Consider the following 25,289-nt stretch of genomic DNA (forward strand, 5'->3'; position numbering starts at 1 on the left):
GTCAGTCCTGCTTCTTCGGCTCGTCGTCGATGTCCTCGTCGGAATCGGCCTCGGCATCGACGTGCCCCAGCACCGGCGGGGCGACCAGCCGTTCGTCGTCGAACGGGGTCTCCTCGGCGACGTACTTGTTGTCGTGCTCCTGGTCTTCGCTGCGCTTCTCACCGCGGGTCGCCGCAGGCCCCATCAGCGACCCGGCGCTCGGGCGGCTGCCCGGCGTGTTGCCCGCGGCCCGCCCGGCCGTGGTGTCGCCGGGGCCGCCGCCGATGCCGGACGATCCGCCGCGGGCCGCCTCGGGCTTGCCTTCGACACCGCGCACACCGCCGCCAGCACCGGCCCCGGCGGCAGCGGGGCCGCCGCGACCGCCGAGCACCCGGCTCGCGGCGTACGCACCGATCCCGACCGCCGCGACGCCCCCGGCGGCGAGGCCGAGCACGGTGCCGGTGCTGATGCCGCCATCCCCGCTGGCTTCCGGCGTGGGGTCCGCCGAGCCTGCGATGTCCTTTTCGGACGGAGGCCGTTCGGTGTCGCTGCGGTCACCGGGCACCGGGACCGTGCGGTTGTCACCACCGCCGCGTCCGACGTTTCCGGGGCCGCCGACGACTGCCCCGGGCACATCGCTGGGCGGTAGCGTTCCGGTGACGGAGCCGACCGAGCCGATGCCAGCGTTCGGCATGGAGCTCGGCGACGGTGCGGCCGCGACCGCGGCAGCGGGCATCGTCGGCAGCGGCTGGTACCTGTCGGCCTGGTTGACGGATGTGTCGCGGTAGGAGGCGAGCGCGGCCTGCGCGGCCTGCTTCTGCGCCTCGATCGCCTTGGCTTCCTTGTCGTAGTCGCTCTCGTAGCCGAAGCCACCACCGGCCCACTCAAGCACGTTCTCCGACTGCTTTTGGCGCAGTTCGTCGTTGTTCGGCAGGTTGTTGCGGGCCGACTCGTAACCCCGGCCCTGCGCGTCGACGCTGTCCGCGGAGGCCTTCAACGGATCCGGCGCGTCAGCCATGACCAGGGAGGTTTGCTGGGTGGCGGCGGCCGCGAGGCTCCCGGCGTTGCCGTCCCAAGCGATCTGCAGCTTGCCGAGTTCGCGGCGCAGCGTGTCGTCGAGATCGACGACGACCTGCACGCACTGCTCCAGCGCGCGGACCGCGCCTTGCATCGACTCCGAGCCGCGCCCCTGCTTGATCTGGGTGATCCACTCCTGGAGCTGGGGGATGTCCATCCCCTCGAACCGGATATCGCGAATCGGATCGATGCTGGTCACGACTTTCCCCCTAGCTACTCTGCAAGGTCGTCACAGCCGCCTCGGCAGCCTGCTCGGCCCGCTCGCACATCTGCTGGTTGTTCAGCGCGCCGGGGCTGGTGAGGCCGAAGTCGACGTAGAGCGTCTGGCCTTCGGCGGCATCGACGAACACCGCGCAACCGAGGCTTTCGGCCCCCGGAACCTGTCCCCGCAGCGCACCGAAACCGTTGACGTCGATGGTCTCCGGCGAACCGGCGATCTTCTGCGAGAATTCCGCCAGGCCCTCGGGCACGATGCGCAGCGTAATACCGAACTGCGCGTTTCCGCTTTGACCGAGGAAGGTGCAACCGTTGTAGTTGTTCCCGTTCTTGACCACCGGTCGCCCGCCGCCCGCCTCCAGTTCGGCTTTCTGGTCGGAGGTCAGCCAGGTGCACGCATCCGAATCCTGTTTGCCCGCGATCGGCAATTCGCTCGGCCGCTGCGGGAGGTTCAGCGATGACCCGGCCTCGGTAGTTGGCGCCGAGGTGGTGGGCTCCGGGTCCGGTCCGTTCACCGTGCAGCCGGTCAGCGCGACTGCGGCGGCGGCCAATGCGATCAACCCGTACCCGAGACGCACCCGCACCGGGACTCCCCTCACATCTGCCTTTGCTGCGGCTGGAAAGACGCAGCGATCTCGTCGTCTGTGTAGCCGTAGTCCTTGGCGGCTTGTTCGATCTGGAGCCCGAGTTCGAAGACGTTGTTCACGTACTGCATCAGCCTCGCGTAGTGCGAATCCGGATTCCCCACGAGATTCGCGGTCCACACCGCCGCCGAAGTCGTGCTGATGTTGTCACCAGCAGGAGCGGTGACCATCAGGCTCGGCGCCAAGCTCGCCAGCTTCTCCCGGGCGTCCTCCGCCGCCATCAGGATGATCTTGCGCACTTCAAGGATGTTGTCCTTGTTGACGGAGATGGTCTGACCGGGGCCACCCGGGACCGGTGGAGGTGGCGGTGGTGCTGGTGTCGTCATCGCGGAAACCCCCAGGTCGCGGCGTGTGATCACCGGGTCGACGCCGACCCTAGCAGCGACGGTTCCCGCCACGCACCAACTCGCGGAAACTTCACACCAACCCTACGGACCTATGCTCTGACCCGCATGAGACTCCCGACGAATTCGGCCCACCACAGCGCGGAAAACACCAGCACACCACCATCTCGATCCTTCGAGTATCGGACGCGTAAGCGCCGATTCTTCAACGATCGCATGCAATGCTAGCGACTGTTCCTTGTTGAGAAGCCCTTGTCTGGCCATTCGGGCAGATACCAAGGAGTCAACCTCGCGCGCACTCAACTGCCCAGTTGCCTCAATGATCGCCCTCGTGTACTCCGATGTCTGAAGGGCACCTTTGACCGAGTAAGCCGGTCGAAGGTGCCCTTCACTCCGTCCCCGTCACTCTGTGGCGACGGAGCGGGGGTGTCAGGGTTCGAAGCGGTAGCCCATGCCTGCTTCGGTGATCAGGTGGCGGGGGTGGCTGGGGTCGAGTTCGAGTTTTCGGCGTAGTTGGGCCAGGTAGACCCGCAGGTAGTGGGTTTCGTTGGCGTATTGGGGGCCCCAGACCTCTTTCAGCAGCTGCTTCTGGCCCACCAAGCGGCCTTTGTTGCGGGCGAGGACTTCGAGCATGCCCCACTCGGTCGGCGTCAGGTGGATCTCCACGCCATCGCGAGACACCTTCTTCGCCGACAGGTCCACGGTGAACGTGGAAGTCTCCACCAGCGGTTGATCAGCGGATCCGCTGGTGTTCGCGCGCCGCACGGCCGCGCGCAGGCGGGCGAGCAATTCGTCCATGCCGAACGGTTTCGTGACGTAGTCGTCGGCCCCGGCGTCGAGGGCGTGCACCTTGTCGGTGGAGTCGGTGCGCGCCGACAGCACGATGATCGGCACCGTGGTCCAGCCGCGCAGGCCCGCGATGACCTCGCTGCCGTCCATGTCCGGCAACCCGAGGTCGAGCACGACCACATCGGGTTTTCCGTCGCTGGCCGCCCGAAGTGCGGACGCGCCGTCGACGGCGGTGAGCACCTGGTAGCTGCGCGCGGCCAGATTGATCCGCAACGCGCGCAACAGCTGCGGTTCGTCGTCGACAACCAGAACCCTCGTCATTGTCTCCCCTGTCCGTCAGTGGTGACCGCCGGTAGTGAGATCACGATCGTCAACCCGCCGCCGGGGGTGTCCTCGGCGCGGATCGTGCCTTGCATCGCCGTCATGAAGCCCTGCGCCACGCTCAATCCGAGCCCGACCCCGGCCACCCCGGTGTCGCCGCGCTCGCCGTGTTCACCGAGCCGCTCGAACGGCGCGAACGCGGTGTCCGCGTCGCCCTCCGGCAGCCCCGGCCCGTGGTCGACCACGCGCAACTCGACCCATGCGGCGTGCTCACTGGCGCGCACCCCGATCGGGCGACCGTTGGGGCGGCCGTACTTCAGCGCGTTCTGCACCACGTTGGCCACCACCCGTTCCAGCAGCCCGACGTCGGCGAGCACCGGCGGCAGGCTTTCGTCGATGTCGACCTCGATGTGCGCCCGCCCGTCCAATCCGGCCAGCGCACCCGCCACGGCCTCGTCATAGCTGACCGGACGGTGTTGCGGGACGATCGCGCCGGTCGCCAACCGAGAGGAGTCCAGCAGGTTGTCGACGAGCTCGGTCAGCCGGTCCGCGGATTCCTCCACTCCGGCAAGCAGGTCGGCGGTGTCCTCGTCCGAGAGCCGCAAATCGGGTGCGCGCAGGCTGCTCACCGAGGCCTTTATCGACGCCAGCGGGGTGCGCAGGTCGTGGCCGACGGCCGACAGCAGTGCGGTGCGCAGCTGCGTCGCATCCGCGCGCCGCTGGGCTTCCAGTGCGTCCGCGGCCATCCGCTGCTGGCGCAGCGCGACCAGCGCCTGACCCGCCGCGCCTTCCAGCACCGTGCGGTGGGCGGCTGGCAGCGGCCGGTTGCCGGGCCGTTTGAGCACCAGGTGCACGTCCGGGTTGACCTCGATGTCCACATCGGACTGATCCGGTTTGGTGCACGGTTGCGCGCCGTTGGCCGCCGCCACCTGCCACCGGTCGTCGGTGCGCTCCAGCAGAGCCGCCGAGGTCAGCCCGAAGTTCTCCACCACCTTCTCCAGCAACCGGGGCAGCGGATCGGGGTGCGTCAGCACGGTTCGGGCGTAGGAGGTCAGCAGCGCAGCTTCGGTGCGGGCGTTGTTGGCTTGTTCGGCCAGCCGTGCGGCGCGGTCGACCATGAAGGCGACCAGCATGCCGACGATCACCATCGCACCCAGCGCCACCACGTTCTGCGGATCGGCCACCGCCAGCGAGTAGCGGGGCGGGGTCAGGAAGAAGTTCAGCAGGCCGCCGGAGATCAGCGCCGCGACGATCGCCGGTGCCATCCCGCCGACCAGCGCGACGATGGTGGTGGCCAGGAAATAACCGACGACGTCCGTGGACAGCGCGACGTCACCGAGGGAGAACGCCGCGGCGGTGACCGCGGCGGGCAGCAGCGCGGCGAGCAACCAACCCCAGGTCTGGCGGGCCGAGGACAGCGGGTTGCGGGCGAACTTCTTGAACAGCGGGCGCCCTCCGGCCTCGTCGTGGGTGACTATGTGCACGTCGATCGGCCCGGACTTCTGCACCGTGGCGGCGCCGATGCCCTCGTCGAACAGCCGTGCCCAGCGGGAGCGCCGCGAGGTGCCGACCACCAGCTGGGTGGCGTCCGCGGCGCGGGCGAACTCCAGCAGCGCTTCGGGCACGTCGTCACCGACGACGGTGTGGAAGCTGGCGCCGACCGCATCGGCCAGCTTCCGCGCGCGGGCGAGCGCGCGCGGCGATGCCCCGGCGAGCCCGTCGCCGCGCAACACGTGCACCACCTGCAGCTCCGCGCCCGCGCGGGCGGCGATGCGGCGGGCTCGGCGGATCAGCGTCTCGCTCTCCCGGCCGCCGGTGACCGCCGCGACGACGCGTTCGCGCGCCTCCCAGGTGGCGGTGATCTTCTTCTCCGCGCGGTAGCGGCGCAGCGCCACGTCGACCTGGTCGGCCAGCCACAGCAGGGCCAGCTCGCGCAGCGCCGTCAGGTTCCCGGTGCGGAAGTAGTTGCCGAGCGCGGCGTCCACGCGGTCAGCTCCGTAGACGTTGCCGTGCGCCATGCGGCGGCGCAGCGCCTCCGGCGTGATGTCGGCGAGTTCGATCTGCCCGGCGCGGCGCACCACCTCGTCCGGCACCGTTTCCTGCTGGCGGATGCCGGTGATCGTCTCCACCACGTCGTTGAGGCTCTCCAGGTGTTGCACGTTCACCGTGGACAGCACGTTGATCCCGGCATCGAGCAGTTCGTCGATGTCCTGCCAGCGCTTCTCGTTGCGGGAGCCGGGCACGTTGGTGTGCGCCAGCTCGTCGACGACGGCGATCTCCGGTTTGCGGGCCAGCAGCGCGTCGAGGTCCAGTTCCGTCAGCTCGACACCGCGGTGCCTGATGCTCGCGCGCGGCAGGACCTCCAAGCCGTCGAGCAGCGCCGCGGTCTTGGTGCGGCCGTGGTCCTCCACGAAGCCGACCACCACGTCCGTACCGCGCTCAACGCGGCGGTGCGCCTCGTTGAGCATCGCGTAGGTTTTGCCGACCCCAGGAGCCGCACCGAGGTAGATCCGCAGCTCGCCGCGCCGTCGTCCTTTCTCCGCCACGCTTCCAGTCTCCTACGAGCCGCTGTTATCAGCGGCCAATGCCATCAACTGCACATTTCCTGCCCGGCTCGTGGCGAGCAGGCCGTGGCTGTCACCCACCGCAACCGCGACCGCCTCGAAAACCTCCCCTGCCGCGAACCGCGCGGTTCCGCGCGAAATCGCCGCCTCCCACGGGGTGCGGGCGGCGATTTCGCGCCCCGGCCGGATCAGCGGGTGGCCTGGTTGATGGCGACGTTGAGGGTCGTCACGTTCACCACTCGCTCGGCGACCACCCCGCCGGAGGTGTTGTCGGCGATCAGGCGGTTGACCTCGTCCACCGGCAGACCGGTGACCCGCGCCACCCGCGGTGCCTGCAGCGCCGCGTAGGCCGGGCTGATGTCCGGGTCGACGCCGCTGGCGGAGGCGGTGACCGCGTCGGTCGGCACCTGCTCCGGTGCCACGCCCTCGCGGGCCGCGATCGCGGCGCGGCGCTCCTGCACCGCCGCGAGCAAGTCCGCGTTGTCACCGGCGTAGTTGGAACCGCCACTGGTGGCCGGGTCACCGGGGCCGAGGGCGCCTTCGGCGGAGGCCGATGGGCGGGTGTGGAAGTACGGGTCGTGGGCGGGGTCGGTGGGCACCGGGTCGATGCCGATCAGCGACGAGCCGACCACCCGCCCGTCCACCACGATCTGCGATCCCTCGGCGTTGGCCTGCAGACCGGGAATCCGGCTGACGCCCCAGATCGCCAACGGATAGGCCACGCCGAGCACGACCGTCGCCACCAGCAACAGCCGCAAACCCGCCAGGGTCTGGCGCAGCAGTGTGTTCTTCATCAGTGCCTCTCTTGTGTGGTCTGGTCGGGTCGTGAGTGGTGAAGCGCGTCCTTACCGGCTTCACCACTCACGACCACCTCAGCCGACTCCCGGGATGAAGCGGATCAACAGGTCGATCAGCCAGATGCCGACGAACGGCGTGACGATGCCGCCGAGGCCGTAGACCAGCAGGTTGCGCCGCAGCAGCGCGCTGGCCGTGCTCGGCCGGTAGCGGACCCCGCGCAGGGCCAGCGGGATCAGCGCGATGATGATCAGCGCGTTGAAGATCACCGCGGACAGGATGGCCGAGGTCGGCGTGGCCAGCCGCATGACGTTCAGCGCGTCCAGCTGCGGGTAGATCGCCACGAACATCGCGGGCAGGATCGCGAAGTACTTGGCCAGGTCGTTGGCGATGCTGAAGGTCGTCAACGCACCGCGGGTGATCAGCAGCTGCTTGCCGATCTCGACGATCTCGATCAGCTTGGTCGGGTCGGAGTCGAGGTCGACCATGTTCCCGGCCTCTTTGGCCGCCGCGGTGCCGGTGTTCATCGCGACACCGACGTCGGCCTGCGCGAGCGCGGGCGCGTCGTTGGTGCCGTCGCCGGTCATCGCGACCAGCCGACCACCTTCCTGCTCGGCCTTGATCAGCGCCATCTTGTCCTCGGGCTTGGCCTCGGCGAGGTAGTCGTCGACGCCTGCCTCCGCGGCGATGGCCTTGGCGGTGAGTTCGTTGTCACCGGTGACCATCACGGTGCGGATGCCCATCGCGCGCAGCTCGGCGAACCGCTCCTTCATGCCGGGCTTGACCACATCGGACAGCCGGATCACGCCGACCACGCGGGTCACGCCGCCGCTGTGCTCGGCGACCACCAGCGGCGTGCCGCCCTGCGCGGCGATGTTCTCGGTGATCTCCACGACCTCGGGTGAGATGCCACCGGCCCAGGTGCGCACCGCGCTGGTGGCGCCCTTGCGGATCTCGCGGCCGTCGATGTTGATGCCGCTCATCCGGGTCTGCGCGGTGAAGGGCACCTCCTCGGCGCTGCGCTCGGCCGCCTGCGGCTGCGTCGCCAGCCCGAACTGCTCGGCGCAGAACGCCACGATGCTGGTGCCCTCGGGGGTCTTGTCGGCGAGGCTGGACAGCCGCGCGACCTGGGCCAGCTCGCCCAGCGTCGCACCGCCGACCGGCAGCAGCTCGGTGGCCCGCCGGTTGCCGAAGGTGATCGTGCCGGTCTTGTCCAGCAGCAGCGTGTCGACGTCTCCGGCGGCCTCCACGGCGCGACCGGATTTGGCGAGCACGTTGCGCTGCACCAGCCGGTCCATACCGGCGATGCCGATCGCCGACAGCAGTGCGCCGATCGTGGTCGGGATGAGGCACACCAGCAGCGCCGTCAGCGTGATCACCGACAGCAGCGAACCGGAGTAACCGGCCATCGGCTGCAGGGCGACCACCGCGAGCAGGAAGATGATCGTCAGCGTGGACAGCAGGATGGTCAGCGCGATCTCGTTCGGCGTCTTCTGCCGCTGCGCGCCTTCCACCAGCGCGATCATCCGGTCGACGAAGGTTTCACCGGGTTTGGTGGTGATCTCCACGACGATCCGGTCGGACAGCACCGTGGTGCCTGCCGTGACCGCGGAGCGGTCGCCGCCGGATTCCCGGATCACCGGCGCGGATTCACCGGTGATCGCCGACTCGTCGACGGTGGCGATGCCTTCCACCACGTCGCCGTCGCCGGGGATGACCTCGCCGGCCTCGACCACCACCTGGTCGCCGATGCGCAGCGCGGTGCCCGGCACCCGTTCCTCGGCGCCGTCGACCAGCCGCCGCGCGACCGCCTCGGTCTTGGTGCGCCGCAACGATTCCGCCTGCGCCCGGCCGCGTCCTTCGGCGACGGCTTCGGCGAGGTTGGCGAACAGCACGGTGAACCACAGCCAGGCGGCCACCGAGATGCTGAAGACGTTCGGGTCCGTCACGGCGAGCACGGTGGTCAGCACCGAACCGACCCACACCACGAACATGACCGGGTTGGCCAACTGGTGCTTCGGGTTCAGCTTGCGCAGGGCCTCCGGTAACGAGGTCCACAGCTGGCGCGGGCTGAACGCACCCGCGGACATCTTCCGCGGGCCGGTTTCCTCCCGCTTCTGCTGGGGTTTCTCCAGGGTCGTGGTCATGCGAGGGCCTCCGCGATCGGGCCGAGGGCGAGCGCTGGCAGGAAGGTCAGCGCCGCGACGAGGATGACGGTGCCGCTGAGCAGCCCGGCGAACAGCGGTCCAGTGGTGGGCAGCGTCCCTGCGGTGGCCGGAACTCGTTGCTGCTGGGCCACGGCACCGGCCAGCATCAGCACCGCGAGGATCGGTATGAACCGGCCGAAGAGCATCGCGATGCTCAGCGCTGTCTGGAAGAAGTTGCTGGTCACGGTGATCCCCGCGAAGGCGCTGCCGTTGTTGTTGCCCGCCGAGGCGAAGGCGTAGAGCACTTCCGAGAGCCCGTGCGCACCGGTGTTGTTCAGCGCGTCCCCTGTGGACGGCAGGGCGATGGCGAGACCGGCGCCCAGCAGAACCATGGTGGGCATCGCGAGGATCGACACGGCCGCCGCGGTGACTTCCCGCCGCCCCAGCTTCTTGCCCAGGTATTCCGGCGTGCGCCCGACCATCAGACCGGCCAGGAACACCGCGATGACCGCGAGCATCAGGATGCCGTACAGGCCAGCGCCGACACCGCCTGGCGCGACCTCGCCGAAGAGCATGTTCAGCAGCGGAACCCCGCCGCCTAGCCCGGTGAAGCTGTCGTGCATCGAGTTGACCGCACCGGTGGACGTCCCGGTGGTGGCCACCGCGAACAGACCGGACAGGTACAGCCCGAAGCGGGCCTCCTTGCCTTCGAGAGCACCACCGGCGGCCAGCGTCGCGGGACCGTTGGGGTGGCTTTCGGCCCACCAGATCACGACGGTCAGCACCGCCATGATGGAGACCATCACCGACAGCAGCACCCGGCCCTGGCGGCGGTCGCCGACCATGGTGCCGAAGGTGCGGGTGAGCGCCAGCGGGATCACCAGGATCAGGAAGATCTCCAGCAGGTTGCTGATGCCACCGGGGTTGGAGAACGGGTGCGCGGAGTTGGCGTTGAGCACCCCGCCGCCGTTGGTGCCGAGCTCCTTGATGACCTCCTGGCTGGCGATCGGCGCGGTGGCGATGGTGTGCGCGTGCCCGTCCAGGCCGAGGACGTCGATGCCGGGGGCCAGGCTCATCGCCGCGCCGAGCGCGACCAGCAGCACTGCCCCGATGGCCGCGATGGGCAGCAGGATGCGGGTGCAGCCGCGGGTGATGTCCACCCAGATGTTGCCGATGCGGCCGGTGCCCGCAGCGGAGAATCCGCGCACCAGCGCGATCGCCACCGCCATGCCGACCGCGGCGGACACGAAGTTCTGCACGGTCAGCCCGGCCATCTGCACGGTGTGCCCGAGGACTTGCTCCGGCACGTAGGACTGCCAGTTCGTGTTGGTCACGAAGCTGACCGCGGTGTTGAACGCCATCGCGGGCTCGACGGAGCCGCGCCCGAAGTTCAACGGCAGCCACGGCTGCAACCGCTGCATCAGGTACAGCAGCACGATCGAGACGAACGAGAAGCCGAGCACCCCGGCGGCGTAGGCGGTCCAGCGCTGCTGGGCGTCGCCGTCGATGCGCACCAAGCGGTAGATCGCCTTCTCGACGCGCCAGTGCTTCTCGCTGGTGTACACGTGGGCCATGTAGTCACCGAGCGGCCGGTAGACCACTCCAATGGCCAGGATTAGGAGGCCGACCTGGACCAGGCCGACCACGAGGGAACTCATCAGAACTTCTCCGGCCGGATTAGCGCGACGAACAGGTAACCGATCAACAGCAGCGCCAACACGCCACCGGCGACGTTGGCAAGCACAGTGCTCACAAGCGCTCCAAACCGCGGAGGGTCAACGCGAGTACGAGGAACCCGCCGATCAGCAACACGGCGTAGGCGAGATCAGCCACCGCTGCGCACTCCTCACTAGAACCGGGTCACCGGACTTCGGTGACCGCCTACGTCCAGCGAAATCCCCGGCGTAGGTCCAGTCGAGTCCCATGACGGCTCCTTGACGGCCGTAAGCAGCGCTTTGACGCGTTCTTGATGCCCCTGATCGAGCGGCCGAACGCGCCGGTTTTCGGACGGTTTCGCAGGTCCGCACGGTTTGTACGTGTGCGACTTCACTCCGTGACGAGTTTCGCGGATGAAACGATCTAGTTAACATTGCTAATGAATGGTGTGCGCGGCGCGAACCGGGATCAACCAGACGTAGCGCCCCATCGGCATCAATCCGACGAGCAGCGAAGGAGAACACCGACATGTGCGGCATCTCCGGCTGGATCGATTTCCAGCGCGACCTGACCCGCGAACAGCACGTCATCGACGGGATGTGCGCGACCATGACGTGCCGTGGTCCGGACGCGGGTGGCACCTGGGTGCGCACGCACGCCGCGCTCGGCCACCGCCGACTGGCCATCATCGACCTGCCCGGCGGAGCGCAGCCGATGGTCGCGGCCACACCCGACGGCGAAGTCACGATCGTTTACAGCGGCGAGGCCTACAACTTCACCGAGCTGCGCGACGAGCTGCGCCGCCGCGGCCACCGCTTCGACACCGACAGCGACACCGAGGTCGTGCTGCACGGCTACCTGGAATGGGGCGCGCAGGTCGCCGAGCACCTCAACGGCATGTTCGCCTTCGCGGTCTGGGACACCCGCACCGACCAGCTGCTGCTGATCCGCGACCGGATGGGCATCAAGCCGCTGTACTACTACCCGACCGAACACGGCGTGCTCTTCGGCTCCGAGCCCAAGGCGATCCTGGCCAATCCGCTGGCCGAGGAGGTCGTCGACACCGACGGGCTGCGGGAGCTGTTCGCGATGGTCAAGACGCCGCGGCAAGCGATCTGGGCGGGCATGCGCGAAGTCGAGCCCGGCACCGTCGTCACCTTCGACCGCCAGGGCCTGCGCGAGCACACCTACTGGCAGCTGCAGGCCGTCGCGCACACCGATGACCAGCAGACCTCCATCAAGCACATCCGCGAGTTGCTCGAAGACATCGTCGCGCGCCAGCTGATCTCCGACGTGCCGCGTTGCGTGCTGCTCTCCGGCGGCCTGGACTCCAGCGCCATCACCGCGCTCGCCGGACGCCAGCTCGGCCGCCACGGCGAGAAGGTGCGCAGCTTCGCGGTCGATTTCCTCGGCCAGACCGAGAACTTCGTGCCCGACCAGATGCGCGGCACGCCCGACACACCGTACGTGCACGACGTCGCCGAGCACGTCGGGTCGCAGCACCAGGACATCGTGCTGGACCCGGACACGCTGGCCGACCCCGAGGTGCGGCGCGCGACCGTGCAGGCGCGGGACTTCCCGATGGGGCTCGGCGACATGGACCAGTCGCTCTACCTGCTGTTCAAGGCGATCCGCGGCCACTCCACCGTGGCGCTCTCCGGCGAGTCCGCGGACGAGGTCTTCGGCGGGTACCAGTGGTTCCACGACCCGTACGTGCAGCAGGCCAACACGTTCCCGTGGCTGGCGACCGCGCTGCGCGTGCCAGCGGGCGGGCGGATGGACACCCTCAACCCGGACGTGGCGGCCACCCTGGACCTGGAGTCCTACATCGACGACCGCTACCGGGAGGCCATCAGCGCGGTCCCGGTGCTCGACGGGGAGAGCGACTTCAACCGCCGGATGCGGGAGATCTGCTACCTGCACCTGACCCGGTTCGTGCGGATCCTGCTGGACCGCAAGGACCGGATGAGCATGGCCGTCGGGCTTGAGGTGCGGGTACCGTTCTGCGACCACCGCTTGGTGGAGTACGTCTTCAACACCCCGTGGGAGCTGAAGACCTTCGACGGTCGGGAGAAGAGCCTGCTGCGGCACGCCACCGCCGACCTGCTGCCGCAGTCGGTGGTGGAGCGGGTGAAGAGCCCGTATCCGTCCACACAGGACCCGAAGTACGCGGCGGCGCTCCAGCGGCAGGTGGCGGACATGGTCAGCGCCGGTGACCCGGCGCTATCGCTGCTCAACGAGAAGTGGCTGGCCGAAGCCCTGGCGGAAGACCCGGCCGAGATCGACTCCCTGGCCCGCTTCACCTTCGAACGGGCCCTGGACCTCTCGACCTGGTTCGCCCTGCACAACCCCACGATCAAGCTCTGATCGACGCCTGACCTTTTGCGCGAAACCGCCGCTCCCCCTGAGGAGAGGGCGGCGATTTCGCGCGAAATCGGCGCGCGCTGATCCACGCCGCTGCCGTGCGCCCGGTGTGCGGGGCGGTGTCAGGTCAAGGGGATGAGGAGCCGGAAGGTGCTGCCGCCGCCGGGGTTGGCGTGCAGTTCCACCCGGCCGTTGTGGGCTTCCGCGATCGCCGCTGTGATGGCCAGACCCAGGCCGGTACCGCCAGCGGCCCGGTGCCGCCCGTCGTCGACGCGGTAGAAGCGGTCGAAGATCCGGCTGGCGTGCTCCGGCGAGATTCCCGGCCCGCTGTCGGCGACCGAGACCACCGCCACCGCGGTGCCCGGCGGCAACTGCGCGCCCGCTGCGGCGAGGGCGTGACCGCCGACCGGGCCGGGCGAGACCTCGACGGTGATCGGCGATCCCGGCGGCGTGTGCACCAGCGCGTTGTTCACCAGGTTCGTCAACACCTGGCGAAGCCGAGCACCGTCACCGAGCACCCGCAACGGTCGAGGCGGGCTGCGCAACGCGATCTCCCGCTCGGGATCGCGCGCCCGACCATCGTGCACGACGTCCTGCACCAACGGCACCACATCGAGATCGACCAGATCGATGGTTCGTTCCCGATCCAGCCTGGCCAGCAGCAGCAGGTCGTCGACCAGACCCCCCATGCGCACCGCCTCGGACTCGATGCGCTGCATCATCAGCCGCACGTCCTCCTGGCGGTGCTGGTCGCTGCGCCGGTAGAGCTCCGCGAAGCCCCGGATCGAGGTCAGCGGCGTGCGCAGCTCGTGCGAGGCGTCGGCGATGAACCGCCGCAGCCGGTACTCGGACTGCTCGCGCTGCTGCAACGCGTCCACCAGTCGCTCCAGCATCGTGTTCAGGGCCTTGCCGAGCCGCCCGGTCTCGGTGCGCGGATCCTGGTCCGGCACCCGCCGATCCAGCTGTCCGGCCGCGATGGCGTCCGCGGTGTGCTCGATCCGGTTCAGCGGTCGCAGGCTCAGCCGCACCGTCACCGCGGCCACCCCGGCCAGCACGAGGAGCACGACGCCGCCGACCGCCAGCTCGATCATGACCAGTTGGCGCACGGTGGCTTCGCCGTTCGCCAACGACAACGCGAGCACCACGAACCGCCCGTTGGGCAGCGTGACCGTCCGAACCCGCCAGTCCGAGCCACCCGCCCGGTCGGGCACGGTCGCGATCTCCGGCCGGTGCGCGGCGTTGCGCAGCAGCGGCCCGCCCTGATCGCCTTCGGTCTCACCGATCATCCCACCGAGCTGATCCCCGCCCGGGTCGAAGATCACCACCCGGAAATCGGTGGGCAGCTCGCCGCGACCAGGCCCGTCCCCGGGATCCACCCCGGTGCGCAGCGGATCCGGCGGCGGATGCCGTCCCTCCTCCCACGGCCGGGACATCTCGACCAACCGGTCATCGGTGCGCTCGATCAACGAACGGCTCAGCAGGACGACGCTGGTGAACCCCACCAGCAGCAGGCCGACCACCAGTGCGCCGACCAGCACCAGCACCAGTTGGCCGCGCAGCGTCGGGAGGATCCTCATCGCTGCTCCGGCGGCAGGCGCAGCACGTAGCCGACACCTCGGATGGTGTGGATCAGCGGCGGTGACACCGAGTCGATCTTGCGCCGCAAGTAGCTGATGTAGGACTCGACGATGCGGCTGTCCCCGCCGAACTCGTAGTTCCACACCCGGTCCAGGATCTGCACCTTGCTGACCACCTTCTCGGCGTTGATCAGCAGGTAGCGCAGCAGCTTGAACTCGGTCGGCGAGAGGTTCACCAACCGGCCGGACCGGCGGACCTCGTAGGTCTCCTCGTCGAGTTCCAGGTCGTGGTAGCGCAGCCGCGGATCGCCGGTCTGCGCGGGCCGCACCCGGCGCAGGATCGCCCGCAGCCGCAGCACCACCTCATCGAGGCTGAACGGTTTGGTGACGTAGTCGTCGCCACCGGCGGTGAGCCCGGCGATGCGGTCCTCGACCGCGTCCCGCGCGGTGAGGAACAGCACCGGAACGAGGTTGCCACCGGCGCGCAGCTTGGTGGCCACCGAGAACCCGTCCTCGTCCGGCAGCATCACGTCCAGCACCACGATGTCCGGCCGGAACTCCTCGGCGGCCCGCAGCGCCTCGGCCCCGGTTCCGGCGCCGTGCACCTCGAACCCGCTCAACCGCAGCGCCGCGGTCAGCAACTCCAGGATATTGGGCTCGTCGTCGACGACCAGCACCCGTGCACCATTGGTCTCCGCCACGCCGCCAAGCATCGTTGACCTCCCTGGGAAAACGCTGGACGGAACCTGTGAACCACCCCCTGACCGCACGGGGCTGCCTGGCCGAGATAGCCGCGGGTTGGCGTGTGTGGCGCCTGGGGCTCGTGAGCGGTTGTTCCGGTGCGAACCGGGATTTCCGCCCACGAGCACGTACCCATCACCTGCACGTGTAGAGCGCCAGGGCGCTTTCGGCGGAGCCGCCCCAGGCCGCGGGTTCGACCGGGGTGCAGTTCTGCTTCACCCACTCCTCGCGCTCGCTGCCGAGCTGCCCGCCCGGACCACCTCGACCCCCCGGACCCGACATGCCCTCCGGCAGCTCCGCCCCGTCGGGCAGCGGCATGCCGTTGAGCACGCGCATGCCGTCCCGCTCGGGCAGCCCGCCTCCCATGCCGCCGCCCATGCCACCGCCGAGCAGAACGAAGCCGAGCTGCCCGGTCTGCTTCCATTCGGTCAGCTGGGCCACCGACGGGGCGTCGTCGCCACCCGAGAAACCGCCCATGCCGACCACCGTCAGGTCCGAGTTGATGATGTAGGCCGCCGCACCGTGCGCGCCGCCCTCCACCGCCAACGGCACCTGGAGGTCACCGGCATCGGCCTGGACGTAGTCGATCAGCTCGCGCTGCTCGTCGCTGAGCGACTCGTCACCCATGCCGCCGAAGATCACGGCTTGCCCGGCTCCCGGCTCGTTCGGGCCATCGCCGCTCATGCCGGGCGACCGCATAACGTCGCCACCCATGCCCGGTGGGCGCATATCGCCGCCCGGCCCCCGGCCGCCGGGACCACCCATGCCCGTCGCAGGTCCGGCCATCGGGTTGGCCCCGCCCATGCCGCTCTGCCCGCTGACGGCACCGATCGCCGACCACGCGGTCGGCACCATGAGCGCCGCGACCAAGCCGAGCACCAGACCGGTTCTCGCCAGCCCCGCCCGGCCGCGCCGACCGACCAGCAGCACCACCAGCGCCAGCACACCGACACCCACCGCCGCGTACCCGGCCCACGCGTGCCAGCTCAAATCGCGCGCGACGATGCCCATCGCCCACGCCACCGTGATCGCGACGCCGATCGGCAGCAGCAGCCACGCCTTGCCCTGCGGTTCGCGGTACCAGCGCCAGAACCGGACCACACCGGCCCCGACCACCGCGCCGACCGCGGGCGCGAGCATCGTCGTGTAGTACGGGTGCATCGTGCCCTGCGCGAAGCTGAACATCAGGCCGACGACGACCAGCCAGCCGCCCCAGAGCACCCAACCGGCAGTCCGCTCCCGCTCCAACGGCCGACCGCCGCGCAAGTGCCGGATCCCGACGACCAGCATCGCGATCAATGCCAGCGCGCTCAGCGGCAGCAACCAGCTGATCTGCCCGGCGAGCTGCTCGTTGAACAGCCGCAGAATCCCGGACTGGCCGGAGAAACCGCCGCCGCCACCTGGACCGCCACCGCCGCCGCCCATGTTGCCGTCACCACCGAGGATCCGGCCGAAACCGTTGTAGCCGAACACCAGATCCCAAGCGGAACCGTCCTCGCTGCCGCCGATGTAGGGCTTCGGCGATGGCCACAGGGCGGTCGCCACGACCCACCAGAACGAGCCGATCAGCAGTACCGCGGCAGCCACACCGAGGTCCAGCAGCCGCCGCCCCCACCCGGCGCGACTGCCGATCAGGTAAGCCGCGATGAAGGCGGGCAGCACCATCCACGCCTGCAACATCTTCGTCAGGAAGCCGCAGCCGACCAAGAACGCCGCCAACGCCAGCCAACTCGTGGTGCTGCGCGAACCGAACGTCCGCGTCATCGCGTACGCGGCCGCGACGACGAGCAGCACGAGCAGCGTGTCCGGGTTGTTGTCCCGGTTGATCACCACCGTGATCGGGGTCAGTGCCAGCACCAGCGCAGCCAGCAGCGCGGCGTGCTCCCCCGCCCAACGCCGAACGCTCCGGTGCAGCAGGAAGACCGCCGCGACCCCGGCCAACACCTGCGGGAACAGCACTGCGAACTGGTTGAACCCGAACACCTCCACCGACAGCACCTGCAACCACAGGGCCATCGGCGGTTTGTCCACAGTGACCACTCCCGCGGCGTCGAAGGAGCCGAAGAAGAAGTTCTCGAAGCTCTGCGACATCGACTTCACAGCAGCGGAGTAGTAGGAGTTCGCCCACGAGCCACCGATTCCCCAGCAGTACAGCACCCCGGCCAGCACGCAGATCGCGGCCAACGCCCACGGTGCCCAGCGCACGCCGGAACGGTTCGGCACATTGGTGGCGGCCGGTTGGACCTCAACCGTCGTCATCACGATTCCTTTTCGGTAGACGGGGCCGCGGGTCGGAACACCCACGACCGGAGCAGCACGAACCGCAGCGCGGTACCGACCGCTGAGGACACCACGAGCACCAGGACCTCAAGCCAGCGCGAGGGTTCCGGCCGCCAGGCGTGCAACCAGAGCAGCGCACCGGAGGTCACCACGTAGTACAGCGCGAACACGACGAACCCCTGCAGGTGAACCCGACCGGACCGGCTCGACTGGTTGAGGAAGGTGAACCTGCGGTTGGCCTCGGTGTTCCACAGCGTGGTGACGGTCAGCGCCACCAGGTTGGCGAGCAGCGGCGGCCACCACGAACGCAAGATCGCGTAGAGCAGCGAGGTGATCAACGTGGACACCAGGCCGATGACGCCGAACGAGACCAGCTGCCACAGCAAGCCGTTCTCCCGCTTCGCCAACACCGCCTGGGGATGCGCCGCACGCGGCGCGGGCCGCTGCGGCAGACCGGCGACCTTCGCCGCGCCGGTGATCTTCGCTCGGGCCACCCGGACTAGGCCCGCGATGTCGTCGACGGCGGTTCTGACCACGTTCACCCGGGTGTCGACGTCCTCGACCCAGTCCACTGGAACCTCGTGCACCCGAAGGCCGTTGTGCTCGGCCAACAGCAGGAGTTCGGTGTCGAAGAACCAGGAATCGTCGCGCACCTGCGCCAACAGCGGCTTCACCACATCCGTGCGCGCCGCCTTGAAACCGCACTGCGCGTCGGTGAACCGCGCACCGTGCGTCCAGCGGATCATCTTGTTGTAGCAGCGGGAGATCACCTCCCGCTTGCCACCGCGCACCGTGCGGGCACCGGTCGCCAGCCGGGACCCGATGGCCAGATCGGAATGCCCGTTGACCAGCGGAGCCACCAGCGGCAGCAGTGCGTCCAGCCCGGTCGACAGGTCGACGTCCATGTACACCACGACATCGGCGTCGCTGTAGCCCCAAGCGGTGCGCAGCGCCAGCCCGCGGCCCTTGCGGTCCAGGTGCAGCACCCGCACGTTGTCCATCGACCTGGCCAGTTCGCTGGCGACGCCCAGCGTGCCGTCCGTGCTGGCGTTGTCGACCACCGTGATGGTCCAGGAGAACGGGAAACCGTCGGCGAGGTATCCGCGCAGCACCTCCAGGCAGCCGGGTAGCGAACGTTCTTCGTTGTGCACCGGGATCACCACATCGACCGTCGCGGTCCGGCGCGGCGCTCGACGCGCGGTGTCGACACCGAACTGCGGCACGGCACTCATCTCCCACCACCTCTCTTGCGGCGTCTTCGGCATCCATCAAGCCGGATCGACGTTCGAGGGTCGTGGGCGTCAGCTGGGAATTGGCTGGGAGCCGCGATTCCCGTTCCCGCACCGGGAGATCCCCGGCGGAATCGACCTGCCGGTTTCCGCCCGCGACCGCGTGATCTCGTGGCGGGCTCACACGGACTTCCCAGCTGCGCAGGACAAGATCGGCCGCGTTGCCGGAGGCACGAAGGGAATCGAGATGACCGCCGAACGCCTGTTGCTCGGACCACCGGATGATCCGAGGTGGGCCCGGCCCGCGCTGGGGCTGGTACTGGTCCTGGCGGCATTCCTGAACACCTGGTCGTTGTCGATCAACCAGTGGGCCAACACCTACTACTCGGCCGCGGTGTTGGGGATGACGCAGAGCTGGCGGGCGTTCTTCTTCGGCGCGCTGGACGCGGGCTCGTTCATCACCGTCGACAAGCCGCCGCTGGCGCTGTGGATCCAGGCGCTTTCGGCGCGCGCGTTCGGCTTCAACACCTGGAGCCTGCTGCTGCCGCAGGCGCTGGCCGGGGTGTTGACGGTCTGGATCGTGCACCACGTGGTGCGCCGCGACTTCGGGCACCTCGCGGCCGCGGTCGCCGCGTTCGCGCTGGCCCTGACGCCGATCGCGGTGGTGCTGGCCCGGCACAACAACCCGGACGCGCTGCTGGCGTTCCTGCTCGCCGTGGCGCTGTGGGCGGCGTCGAACGCGATCCGATCCGGCAGGCTGTTGCCGCTGCTGTGCGGCGCGGTGGCCGTCGGGCTGGCCTTCAACACCAAGATGCTGCAGGCCTTCTTCGTGCTGCCGATGATCGCGGTGGTGTACCTGCTGGCGGCGCCGCCGCGCTGGCCGCGCAAACTGCTCAACCTCGGGGTGGCCGCGGTGGTGCTCGGCGTGGTGAGCCTGTCCTGGCTGACCATTGTGGACCTGACCCCGGCATCGTCGCGGCCGTACGTGGGCGGCAGCACCGACAACACGGTTCGGGATCTGCTGCTGGGCTACAACGGGTTGGGCCGCGTCGGCGGCCAGGCCCGGATCATGTCGCCCGGCATGACCGGCGGCGGAGGCGGGCTGCGCGGTCTCGGCGCAATGCCCGGTGGCGTGCGCGTGTTCGGCGGCGGCATGGACGACTCCAGCTGGACACGGCTGTTCAGCGGCGAGGTCGCGCCGCAGATCGGCTGGCTGTACCCGCTGGCGCTGTTCGGGGCCGTGGCCGTGGTCGTCCACCTGTGGCGCCGCCCGCGCCGCGATGCCGGGCGCGCGGAATTCCTGCTCTGGGCGGGAACTCTCGCCGTCACGGCCGCGGTGTTCACCTTCGCCGCCGGGATCTGGCACCCCTACTACACCGTCGTGCTGGCAGCGCCGCTGGCGGTGGTGGTCGGCATGGGGGTGGCGAGCATGGTGCGGCTGGCCAAGGGCACCGAGTGGTGGGGTCTGCTGCTACCGGCGGCCATCGCGGTCACCGGGTTCTGGGCGGGCCACCTGCTGGGCGGCAGCCCCGATTTCGTCCCGTGGCTGGCGCCGACCATCGTCGTGGTGACCACGCTCGCGGCGACCGCGATGGCGGTCCCGCTGCTGCTGCCGCGCATCCGGCGACGCCGACACCACCGGCTGATCGTCGCGGCGGCGCTGGCGGGCTTGGTCGCCACCTTGGCGGGCCCGACCGCGTACGCGCTGACGCCGCTGTCCACCCCGGTGGCCGCGACGTTCCCCGCGGCAGGTCCCGGCGGTAGCTCACGCGGCGGCCCAGGAGGTGCGCCGATGCGGATGCCGAGCCGGGCAGGCAGCCCGAACCACCAGGCGCCGCCCGGATTCGCCGGTCAGCTCGCGCAGCCGGAGCCGCGCGGCGGTCCCGGACGCGACGAGCAGGTCAGCGATCGGCTCATCCGCTACCTCACCGAGCACCACCAGGACGAAACCTGGCTGGTCGGCGTGGTCGGCTCGATGGTGGCGGCGCCGATCATCCTGGACACCGGCCAACCGGTGATGGCCATCGGCGGCTACAACGGCAACGACCCCACCCCGACGGTCGACCAGCTGGAACAGCACATCCGAGCCGGTGAGCTGCGCTACGTGTGGACCAGCGGCAGTTCCGGCGTGCAGAGCATGGGCGGCCAGGTGGACACGAAAGTCGTCGACGAGTCCATGGCGTGGGTGGCCGGTCACTGCCACCTCGTGGCGCCCGAGGAATACGGCGGCGACGCCGACACCACCACCCACCTCTACGACTGCCGCAACCCGACCTGACCTCACCCAGCGCCCCGATCGACTGTCCACTGTGGCCGGTCGGTCGGGGTCACAGGTGGGCGTTGCGCGGTTTGGGTTGGCACACCGGGCAGGTGTAGGAGGAGCGGTTCATGAACGCATCCCGCCGGATCGACGCGCCGCAGCGCGGGCACGGGTGCCCGGCCTGCCCGTAAACCGCCAACGACCGGTCGAAGTACCCGGACTCGCCGTTGACGTTGACGTACAGGGCGTCGAACGAGGTGCCACCGGCGTGCAGCGCCTCCTGCATCACCGCGGTGACCGCGTCGAAGAGTTCGCGGATCTTGGGGCGCGTCAAGGTTTCCGTGGGCCTCGCCCAGTGCAGCTTCGCGCGCCACAGCGCTTCGTCGGCGTAGATGTTGCCGACTCCCGACACCAGGCTCTGATCCAGCAAGGCGCGCTTGATGCCGCTGCGCCGCGCCCGCAACCGGTCCGCCACCGCGGCCACGTCGAACACCGCCTCCAGCGGATCGGGCGCGATGTGCGCGACCGGCTTCGGCAGCGCGATGCCGTCCACCTCGACCAGTTCGGCCAGGTGCAGGCCACCGAAGGTGCGCTGGTCGACGAAGCGCAGTTCCGGCCCGCCGTCGGCGAACCGCAACCGCACCCGCAGGTGCTTCTCATCCGGCGCGTCGGTGGGCTGCACGAGCAGCTGACCGCTCATTCCCAGGTGCACCACCAGGGCTTCACCACCGGAGAGCGAGGCGGGTGCGCCCGGTTCGTCGCCGAGCTCGAACCACAGGTACTTGCCGCGCCGCCGCGCCGCGCTCAGGCACCGCCCCGCGAGCCGACCGGCCAAGTCGTCCGGGCCGGGCACGTGCCGACGGACCGCGCGCGGATGCAGCACCTCAACACTGGACAACGTCCGGCCGACCGCATGCTCGGCGACCCCGCGCCGGACGATCTCGACCTCTGGCAACTCGGGCACGAAAACATCTTCGACCACGCTGGCCCGACCACCGCGCGCGGGCCCGGATTCGTCACGGCCGCCTGCGCGGGCCGGAGCGGAAGCCCATTGCTTTCACCCGTCGGTATCTGGGCAAGCGGCGCTCACCCAACATCATCCGCTCGTACTGGACCGGCCGTGCGTGCGCAGGCGCGCTACGAGAACTTCAGTCGTCCGAACCGTTCCCGGACTGCTCGGACAGCTGCCGCCAGGCCGCCTCGGCGGCCTTCTGCTCGGCTTCCTTCTTGGTGCGGCCATCGCCGCGACCGAAGGTCTGCCCGCCCACCACCACGAAGGCGCTGAACTCCTTGCGGTGGTCCGGCCCCTGCTCCTCGACCCGGTACTCGGGCACCCCGAGCCCGGTCGACGCGGTCAGCTCCTGCAGGCTCGTCTTCCAGTCCAGCCCGGCACCGCGCTGCGGCGCCTCGGCCAGCAGCGGCTGGAACAGCCGGTGGACCACGTCCCGGGCGACATCGATGCCCTTCTCCAGGTACACCGCCCCGAGCACGGCTTCCAGCCCGTCCGCGAGGATGCTCGCCTTGTCCCGGCCCCCCGTGAGCTCCTCGCCCCTGCCCAACAGCAGGTATTCACCCAACCCGCCCTCACCGAGCCCGCGAGCGACACTGGCCAGCGCGTGCATGTTGACCACGCTGGCGCGCAGCTTCGCGAGCTGTCCCTCGGGCAGGTCGGGATGCTCGGTGTAGAGGCGATCGGTGATCACCAGCCCGAGCACCGCGTCCCCCAGGAACTCCAGCCGCTCGTTCGGCGGCAGGCCGCCGTTCTCGTAGGCGTACGAGCGGTGGGTGAGAGCAAGGGTGAGCAGCTCGGCGTCGAGCTCGACGCCGAGCGCTACCAACAGCGGAGCCCGGTCGATGTTCCTGGCCCGCGACTGCTTTCCCCCCACTACGCGACCGCCGCTCAGGCGGGCTCGACGACCTGGCGGCCGTCGTACTGGCCACAGGCCGGGCAGACCACGTGCGGCAACTTCTGCTCGCGGCAGGCGCGGTTGGGGCACTGCACCAGCGTCGGCGCCGAGGCCTTCCACTGCGACCTGCGGTGACGGGTGTTGGCCCGGGACATCTTGCGCTTCGGGACGGCCACGTCTACTTCTCCTCCTCGGTCCCGCGGAACCGCTCTTGCAACGCGGCCCAGCGAGGATCAATGGTCTCATGGGTGTGATCCAGGGCGAGTTCGGCCCACTTCACGCCGCACCTGGAGCACAGCCCCTGGCAGTCCGGCGAGCACAACGGTGCCGAGGGCAGCGACAGCAGCATCGCGTCCCGCACCACCGGTTCGAGATCGATCAGGTCGTGCACGACCCGCTCGACCTCGTCCTCATCGGTGCTGACGTCCGTGGCGCTGTCCGGGTAGGCGAACAGCTCCCGCACCTCCACCTCGACCTCCTCGGAGATCGGGTCCAGGCACCGGACGCACTCGCCGACCAACGTGGCAACGGCGGTGCCCGATACCAGCACGCCCTCCACCACCGATTCGGCCAGCAGGTCGAGCTCCACCGGCTCGCCGTCCGGCACCTTGATCATCTCCAGCCCGAACCCGGTGGGCGCCGGTGCACGACGTGCGTAGGCACGGCTGCTGCCGGCTCGGTGGCCGATCTCCCGGGTATCGATCACCCAAGGGCCGACGTGCGCGGTGCGCGCTTCACGATTCTGAGACATCACAGTTTCGATGGTCAATTCAATTCCGGCAGTGTTGCGGCATCGGCGGACGACACATCAACGGCGGGCGCATCGTCCGAAGCCAGCTTTCCCAGCGTACGTGACAACCGTCCGGCTACGACACCAGGCCCTCGACGCCGAGCCAGCAGCCCGACGAAGGCGCGGTCCACGAACCGAGAACCACGCCTTCCAGATCGAACCGAAAGATCAATTGCCGCCAGTGCCGTTACCCGCGTGCCACTCCTCGTAGTCGAAGGGAGCGCCCATCGGGCTGCGCAGCTGTTGGCGGCCCTTGCCTACGGTGCGCAGCGTGCGGCTGAGCAGGTCTTCGAAGTCGGCGAGCCGGGAGTCGACGTAGGCGTCGCATTCGCTGCGCAGCCGTTCGGCGTCGTCGTTGGCCTCGTCGACGATGCGCTTGGCCTCGATCTTCGCGGCCTGCGCGACCTCGGTGTCGGCGACCAGCCGGGCCTGCTCGGACTTGCCCTCGTGCACCGACTGCTCGTAGGCGGCCCGACCGGCCTGCACCATGCGGTCGGCCTCGGACTGGGCGCGACCGACGTAGTCCTCGTACTCGCGGCGGCCGCTGGTCACGGTCTGCTCGGCCTGCGCCCGCGATTCGGCCAGCAGCGCGTCGGCCTGCTCGCGGGCCTCGGCGAGCAGCTGCTCCGCCTCTGCGCGAGCCGCGGCGACCGTGCGGTCGGCCTCGTTGCGGGCGTCGGTGACCGACTTGTCGGCGTGCGCCTCGGCGGTGGACACCACATCGTCGCGGTGGTCGAGCACGTCCTGGGCGTCGTCGAGCTCCTGCGGGATCGCGTCCCGCACGTCGTCGAGCAGCTCCAGCACATCGCCGCGGGGCACCACGCACCCCGACGTCATGGGTACACCACGCGCTTCCTCGACGATCGTGACCAGCTCGTCGAGCGCCTCGAACACCCGGTACACCTTGATCTCCCTGCCGTAGTAGCCGCCGCGGCGGCAAGCATGTCAGAACACCCGCAACCGGCGATCGTGAGTTGTTCCGCCACCAGTCTGCCCGCGCCGGGCAGCGCGACGCGGGAAATCCGGCACCCGCGTGTCAAGACGCCGATCGGCACCCGCGATGCCGCAGGTGCCGATCTGGAACGCCGTCGGTGCTTGCTCCGGCGAGCAGCCCAACCGACTGGCGGACCGCTCTCACGCGTTGATGTCGGTCAGCCGGAAGCTCTCGTAGTGGTCGTCGGTGTAGAAGAACTCGCCCGCGTCACCGACGACGAAGCGGCGGGCGCCGCGGTCGTCGCTGCCGGGGGTCTCCACGGTGTACTCGTGGTAGTAGCCCTGCTCGCAGTCCGGCAGGATGCCTTCCCGGTTCTGGAAGACCTGACCGTCCTGCGGGTACGGGTAGGGGCCGCCCTGCTCGATCAGTTCCACCGTGTCGGTGGCCTCCGGCGGCAGCGCCGACAGGTCCACCTGCTCGAACTCCGAGGTGTCCCCGCACGGTGCCTGCTGCACGGCCGCGGCCACCGGCGCGGCGGAGAAGGCGTTGGCCTGGAAGCCGACCAAGCCCACCACAGCGAGCAGGCTGGCCAACAGGATCTGCACTGTCTTCGACGTGATCCGCTTCATGATCGAGCACGCTAATGTGACGACGTGATCACGCACTGAAGCTGGC

22 protein-coding genes and 1 pseudogene are annotated in these 25,289 nt (G+C 69.4%); 2 read left to right on the forward strand and 21 right to left on the reverse strand.

What is annotated here, in order from left to right:
- Nucleotide 1: 1 nt before the first annotated feature.
- From ACTWQN_RS18630 to kdpF, 11 genes and pseudogenes are all read right to left on the reverse strand, one after another.
- Complete coding sequence (locus ACTWQN_RS18630; protein WP_443204773.1) at nucleotides 2-1,255, reverse strand: hypothetical protein; 1,254 nt, start codon at nucleotides 1,253-1,255, stop codon at nucleotides 2-4.
- A gap of 10 nt (nucleotides 1,256-1,265) precedes the next feature.
- Nucleotides 1,266-1,856, reverse strand: coding sequence for a DUF3558 family protein (locus tag ACTWQN_RS18635; RefSeq protein WP_443204774.1), 591 nt, complete (start codon nucleotides 1,854-1,856; stop codon nucleotides 1,266-1,268).
- 11 nt (nucleotides 1,857-1,867) lie between these two features.
- Nucleotides 1,868-2,275 carry a hypothetical protein gene (locus tag ACTWQN_RS18640; protein WP_443204775.1) on the reverse strand — a complete coding sequence of 136 codons (408 nt, stop codon included), beginning with the start codon at nucleotides 2,273-2,275 and terminating at the stop codon, nucleotides 1,868-1,870.
- A 77-nt stretch (nucleotides 2,276-2,352) separates the two neighbouring features.
- Nucleotides 2,353-2,478, reverse strand: coding sequence for a DUF397 domain-containing protein (locus ACTWQN_RS18645; protein WP_443204776.1), 126 nt, complete (start codon nucleotides 2,476-2,478; stop codon nucleotides 2,353-2,355).
- Nucleotides 2,453-2,614, reverse strand: a pseudogene (locus ACTWQN_RS18650) (Scr1 family TA system antitoxin-like transcriptional regulator); the annotation flags it as partial. The pseudogene ACTWQN_RS18650 and the gene ACTWQN_RS18645, both read right to left, overlap by 26 nt.
- Nucleotides 2,615-2,689: 75 nt before the next feature.
- Complete coding sequence (locus tag ACTWQN_RS18655; RefSeq protein ID WP_443204777.1) at nucleotides 2,690-3,370, reverse strand: response regulator; 681 nt, start codon at nucleotides 3,368-3,370, stop codon at nucleotides 2,690-2,692.
- On the reverse strand, nucleotides 3,367-5,916 hold the full coding sequence (locus tag ACTWQN_RS18660; RefSeq protein ID WP_443204778.1) for a DUF4118 domain-containing protein: 2,550 nt from the start codon (nucleotides 5,914-5,916) through the stop codon (nucleotides 3,367-3,369). The genes ACTWQN_RS18655 and ACTWQN_RS18660 overlap by 4 nt, the downstream gene beginning before the upstream one ends.
- A gap of 206 nt (nucleotides 5,917-6,122) precedes the next feature.
- Nucleotides 6,123-6,728 (reverse strand): potassium-transporting ATPase subunit C, encoded by a 606-nt coding sequence (locus ACTWQN_RS18665; RefSeq protein ID WP_443204779.1) that lies wholly within the window; start codon nucleotides 6,726-6,728, stop codon nucleotides 6,123-6,125.
- Between the two features lie 78 nt (nucleotides 6,729-6,806).
- Nucleotides 6,807-8,876, reverse strand: coding sequence for a potassium-transporting ATPase subunit KdpB (gene kdpB / locus ACTWQN_RS18670; protein WP_443204780.1), 2,070 nt, complete (start codon nucleotides 8,874-8,876; stop codon nucleotides 6,807-6,809).
- Nucleotides 8,873-10,534 (reverse strand): potassium-transporting ATPase subunit KdpA, encoded by a 1,662-nt coding sequence (gene kdpA, locus ACTWQN_RS18675; RefSeq protein ID WP_443204781.1) that lies wholly within the window; start codon nucleotides 10,532-10,534, stop codon nucleotides 8,873-8,875. Before kdpA ends, kdpB begins: the two co-directional genes overlap by 4 nt.
- Complete coding sequence (gene kdpF / locus ACTWQN_RS18680) at nucleotides 10,534-10,629, reverse strand: K(+)-transporting ATPase subunit F (RefSeq protein WP_010305839.1); 96 nt, start codon at nucleotides 10,627-10,629, stop codon at nucleotides 10,534-10,536. Before kdpF ends, kdpA begins: the two co-directional genes overlap by 1 nt.
- A gap of 431 nt (nucleotides 10,630-11,060) precedes the next feature.
- Here kdpF and asnB point away from each other — a divergent pair, with 431 nt between their 5' ends.
- Nucleotides 11,061-12,899: an asparagine synthase (glutamine-hydrolyzing) gene (gene asnB / locus ACTWQN_RS18685; RefSeq protein ID WP_443204782.1), complete on the forward strand. Its 1,839-nt coding sequence runs from the start codon at nucleotides 11,061-11,063 to the stop codon at nucleotides 12,897-12,899.
- A gap of 119 nt (nucleotides 12,900-13,018) precedes the next feature.
- Here asnB and ACTWQN_RS18690 read toward each other — a convergent pair whose 3' ends face one another.
- From ACTWQN_RS18690 to ACTWQN_RS18705, 4 genes are all read right to left on the reverse strand, one after another.
- Entirely contained in the window at nucleotides 13,019-14,473 is a 1,455-nt protein-coding gene (locus ACTWQN_RS18690; RefSeq protein WP_443204783.1) for a sensor histidine kinase, read from the reverse strand.
- A complete protein-coding gene (locus ACTWQN_RS18695) occupies nucleotides 14,470-15,186 on the reverse strand; it encodes a response regulator transcription factor (RefSeq protein WP_443204784.1) in 717 nt (238 codons plus the stop codon). Before ACTWQN_RS18695 ends, ACTWQN_RS18690 begins: the two co-directional genes overlap by 4 nt.
- Before the next feature lie 163 nt (nucleotides 15,187-15,349).
- The gene (locus ACTWQN_RS18700) at nucleotides 15,350-17,473 is read right to left on the reverse strand and encodes an ArnT family glycosyltransferase (protein WP_443204785.1); all 2,124 of its coding nucleotides are present in this window, start codon (nucleotides 17,471-17,473) and stop codon (nucleotides 15,350-15,352) included.
- Entirely contained in the window at nucleotides 17,473-18,726 is a 1,254-nt protein-coding gene (locus tag ACTWQN_RS18705) for a bifunctional glycosyltransferase family 2/GtrA family protein (protein ID WP_443204786.1), read from the reverse strand. Before ACTWQN_RS18705 ends, ACTWQN_RS18700 begins: the two co-directional genes overlap by 1 nt.
- Nucleotides 18,727-18,970: 244 nt before the next feature.
- Between ACTWQN_RS18705 and ACTWQN_RS18710 the strand changes: the two genes are divergently transcribed.
- Nucleotides 18,971-21,001: an ArnT family glycosyltransferase gene (locus tag ACTWQN_RS18710; protein WP_443204787.1), complete on the forward strand. Its 2,031-nt coding sequence runs from the start codon at nucleotides 18,971-18,973 to the stop codon at nucleotides 20,999-21,001.
- A gap of 49 nt (nucleotides 21,002-21,050) precedes the next feature.
- On the opposite strand, the gene mutM is transcribed toward ACTWQN_RS18710, so the two are convergent.
- From mutM to ACTWQN_RS18740, 6 genes are all read right to left on the reverse strand, one after another.
- The gene (mutM, locus tag ACTWQN_RS18715) at nucleotides 21,051-21,947 is read right to left on the reverse strand and encodes a bifunctional DNA-formamidopyrimidine glycosylase/DNA-(apurinic or apyrimidinic site) lyase (RefSeq protein WP_443204788.1); all 897 of its coding nucleotides are present in this window, start codon (nucleotides 21,945-21,947) and stop codon (nucleotides 21,051-21,053) included.
- 184 nt (nucleotides 21,948-22,131) lie between these two features.
- Complete coding sequence (rnc, locus tag ACTWQN_RS18720; protein ID WP_443204789.1) at nucleotides 22,132-22,869, reverse strand: ribonuclease III; 738 nt, start codon at nucleotides 22,867-22,869, stop codon at nucleotides 22,132-22,134.
- A gap of 14 nt (nucleotides 22,870-22,883) precedes the next feature.
- Complete coding sequence (gene rpmF, locus ACTWQN_RS18725) at nucleotides 22,884-23,066, reverse strand: 50S ribosomal protein L32 (protein WP_443204790.1); 183 nt, start codon at nucleotides 23,064-23,066, stop codon at nucleotides 22,884-22,886.
- A gap of 2 nt (nucleotides 23,067-23,068) precedes the next feature.
- Nucleotides 23,069-23,641, reverse strand: coding sequence for a YceD family protein (locus ACTWQN_RS18730; RefSeq protein ID WP_443204791.1), 573 nt, complete (start codon nucleotides 23,639-23,641; stop codon nucleotides 23,069-23,071).
- 207 nt (nucleotides 23,642-23,848) lie between these two features.
- The gene (locus ACTWQN_RS18735) at nucleotides 23,849-24,583 is read right to left on the reverse strand and encodes a DivIVA domain-containing protein (RefSeq protein ID WP_443204792.1); all 735 of its coding nucleotides are present in this window, start codon (nucleotides 24,581-24,583) and stop codon (nucleotides 23,849-23,851) included.
- Nucleotides 24,584-24,814: 231 nt separating this feature from the next.
- Nucleotides 24,815-25,243, reverse strand: coding sequence for a guanyl-specific ribonuclease (locus ACTWQN_RS18740; RefSeq protein WP_443204793.1), 429 nt, complete (start codon nucleotides 25,241-25,243; stop codon nucleotides 24,815-24,817).
- Between the last annotated feature and the right edge of the window lie 46 nt (nucleotides 25,244-25,289).

The organism is Saccharopolyspora antiqui (assembly GCF_052246905.1).
Lineage (GTDB): Bacteria > Actinomycetota > Actinomycetes > Mycobacteriales > Pseudonocardiaceae > Saccharopolyspora.

Excerpts from the sequence above, each read along its gene's own strand:
- ACTWQN_RS18665 (WP_443204779.1), bottom strand. The coding sequence starts at position 6,728 with ATGAAGAACACACTGCTGCGCCAGACCCTGGCGGGTTTGCGGCTGTTG.
- ACTWQN_RS18730 (WP_443204791.1), bottom strand. The coding sequence starts at position 23,641 with ATGTCTCAGAATCGTGAAGCGCGCACCGCGCACGTCGGCCCTTGGGTG.
- asnB (WP_443204782.1), top strand. The coding sequence starts at position 11,061 with ATGTGCGGCATCTCCGGCTGGATCGATTTCCAGCGCGACCTGACCCGC.
- ACTWQN_RS18655 (WP_443204777.1), bottom strand. The coding sequence starts at position 3,370 with ATGACGAGGGTTCTGGTTGTCGACGACGAACCGCAGCTGTTGCGCGCG.
- kdpB (WP_443204780.1), bottom strand. The coding sequence starts at position 8,876 with ATGACCACGACCCTGGAGAAACCCCAGCAGAAGCGGGAGGAAACCGGC.
- kdpA (WP_443204781.1), bottom strand. The coding sequence starts at position 10,534 with ATGAGTTCCCTCGTGGTCGGCCTGGTCCAGGTCGGCCTCCTAATCCTG.
- ACTWQN_RS18695 (WP_443204784.1), bottom strand. The coding sequence starts at position 15,186 with ATGCTTGGCGGCGTGGCGGAGACCAATGGTGCACGGGTGCTGGTCGTC.
- ACTWQN_RS18690 (WP_443204783.1), bottom strand. The coding sequence starts at position 14,473 with ATGAGGATCCTCCCGACGCTGCGCGGCCAACTGGTGCTGGTGCTGGTC.
- ACTWQN_RS18700 (WP_443204785.1), bottom strand. The coding sequence starts at position 17,473 with ATGACGACGGTTGAGGTCCAACCGGCCGCCACCAATGTGCCGAACCGT.
- ACTWQN_RS18645 (WP_443204776.1), bottom strand. The coding sequence starts at position 2,478 with ATGCGATCGTTGAAGAATCGGCGCTTACGCGTCCGATACTCGAAGGAT.
- ACTWQN_RS18710 (WP_443204787.1), top strand. The coding sequence starts at position 18,971 with ATGACCGCCGAACGCCTGTTGCTCGGACCACCGGATGATCCGAGGTGG.
- ACTWQN_RS18705 (WP_443204786.1), bottom strand. The coding sequence starts at position 18,726 with ATGAGTGCCGTGCCGCAGTTCGGTGTCGACACCGCGCGTCGAGCGCCG.
- ACTWQN_RS18740 (WP_443204793.1), bottom strand. The coding sequence starts at position 25,243 with ATGAAGCGGATCACGTCGAAGACAGTGCAGATCCTGTTGGCCAGCCTG.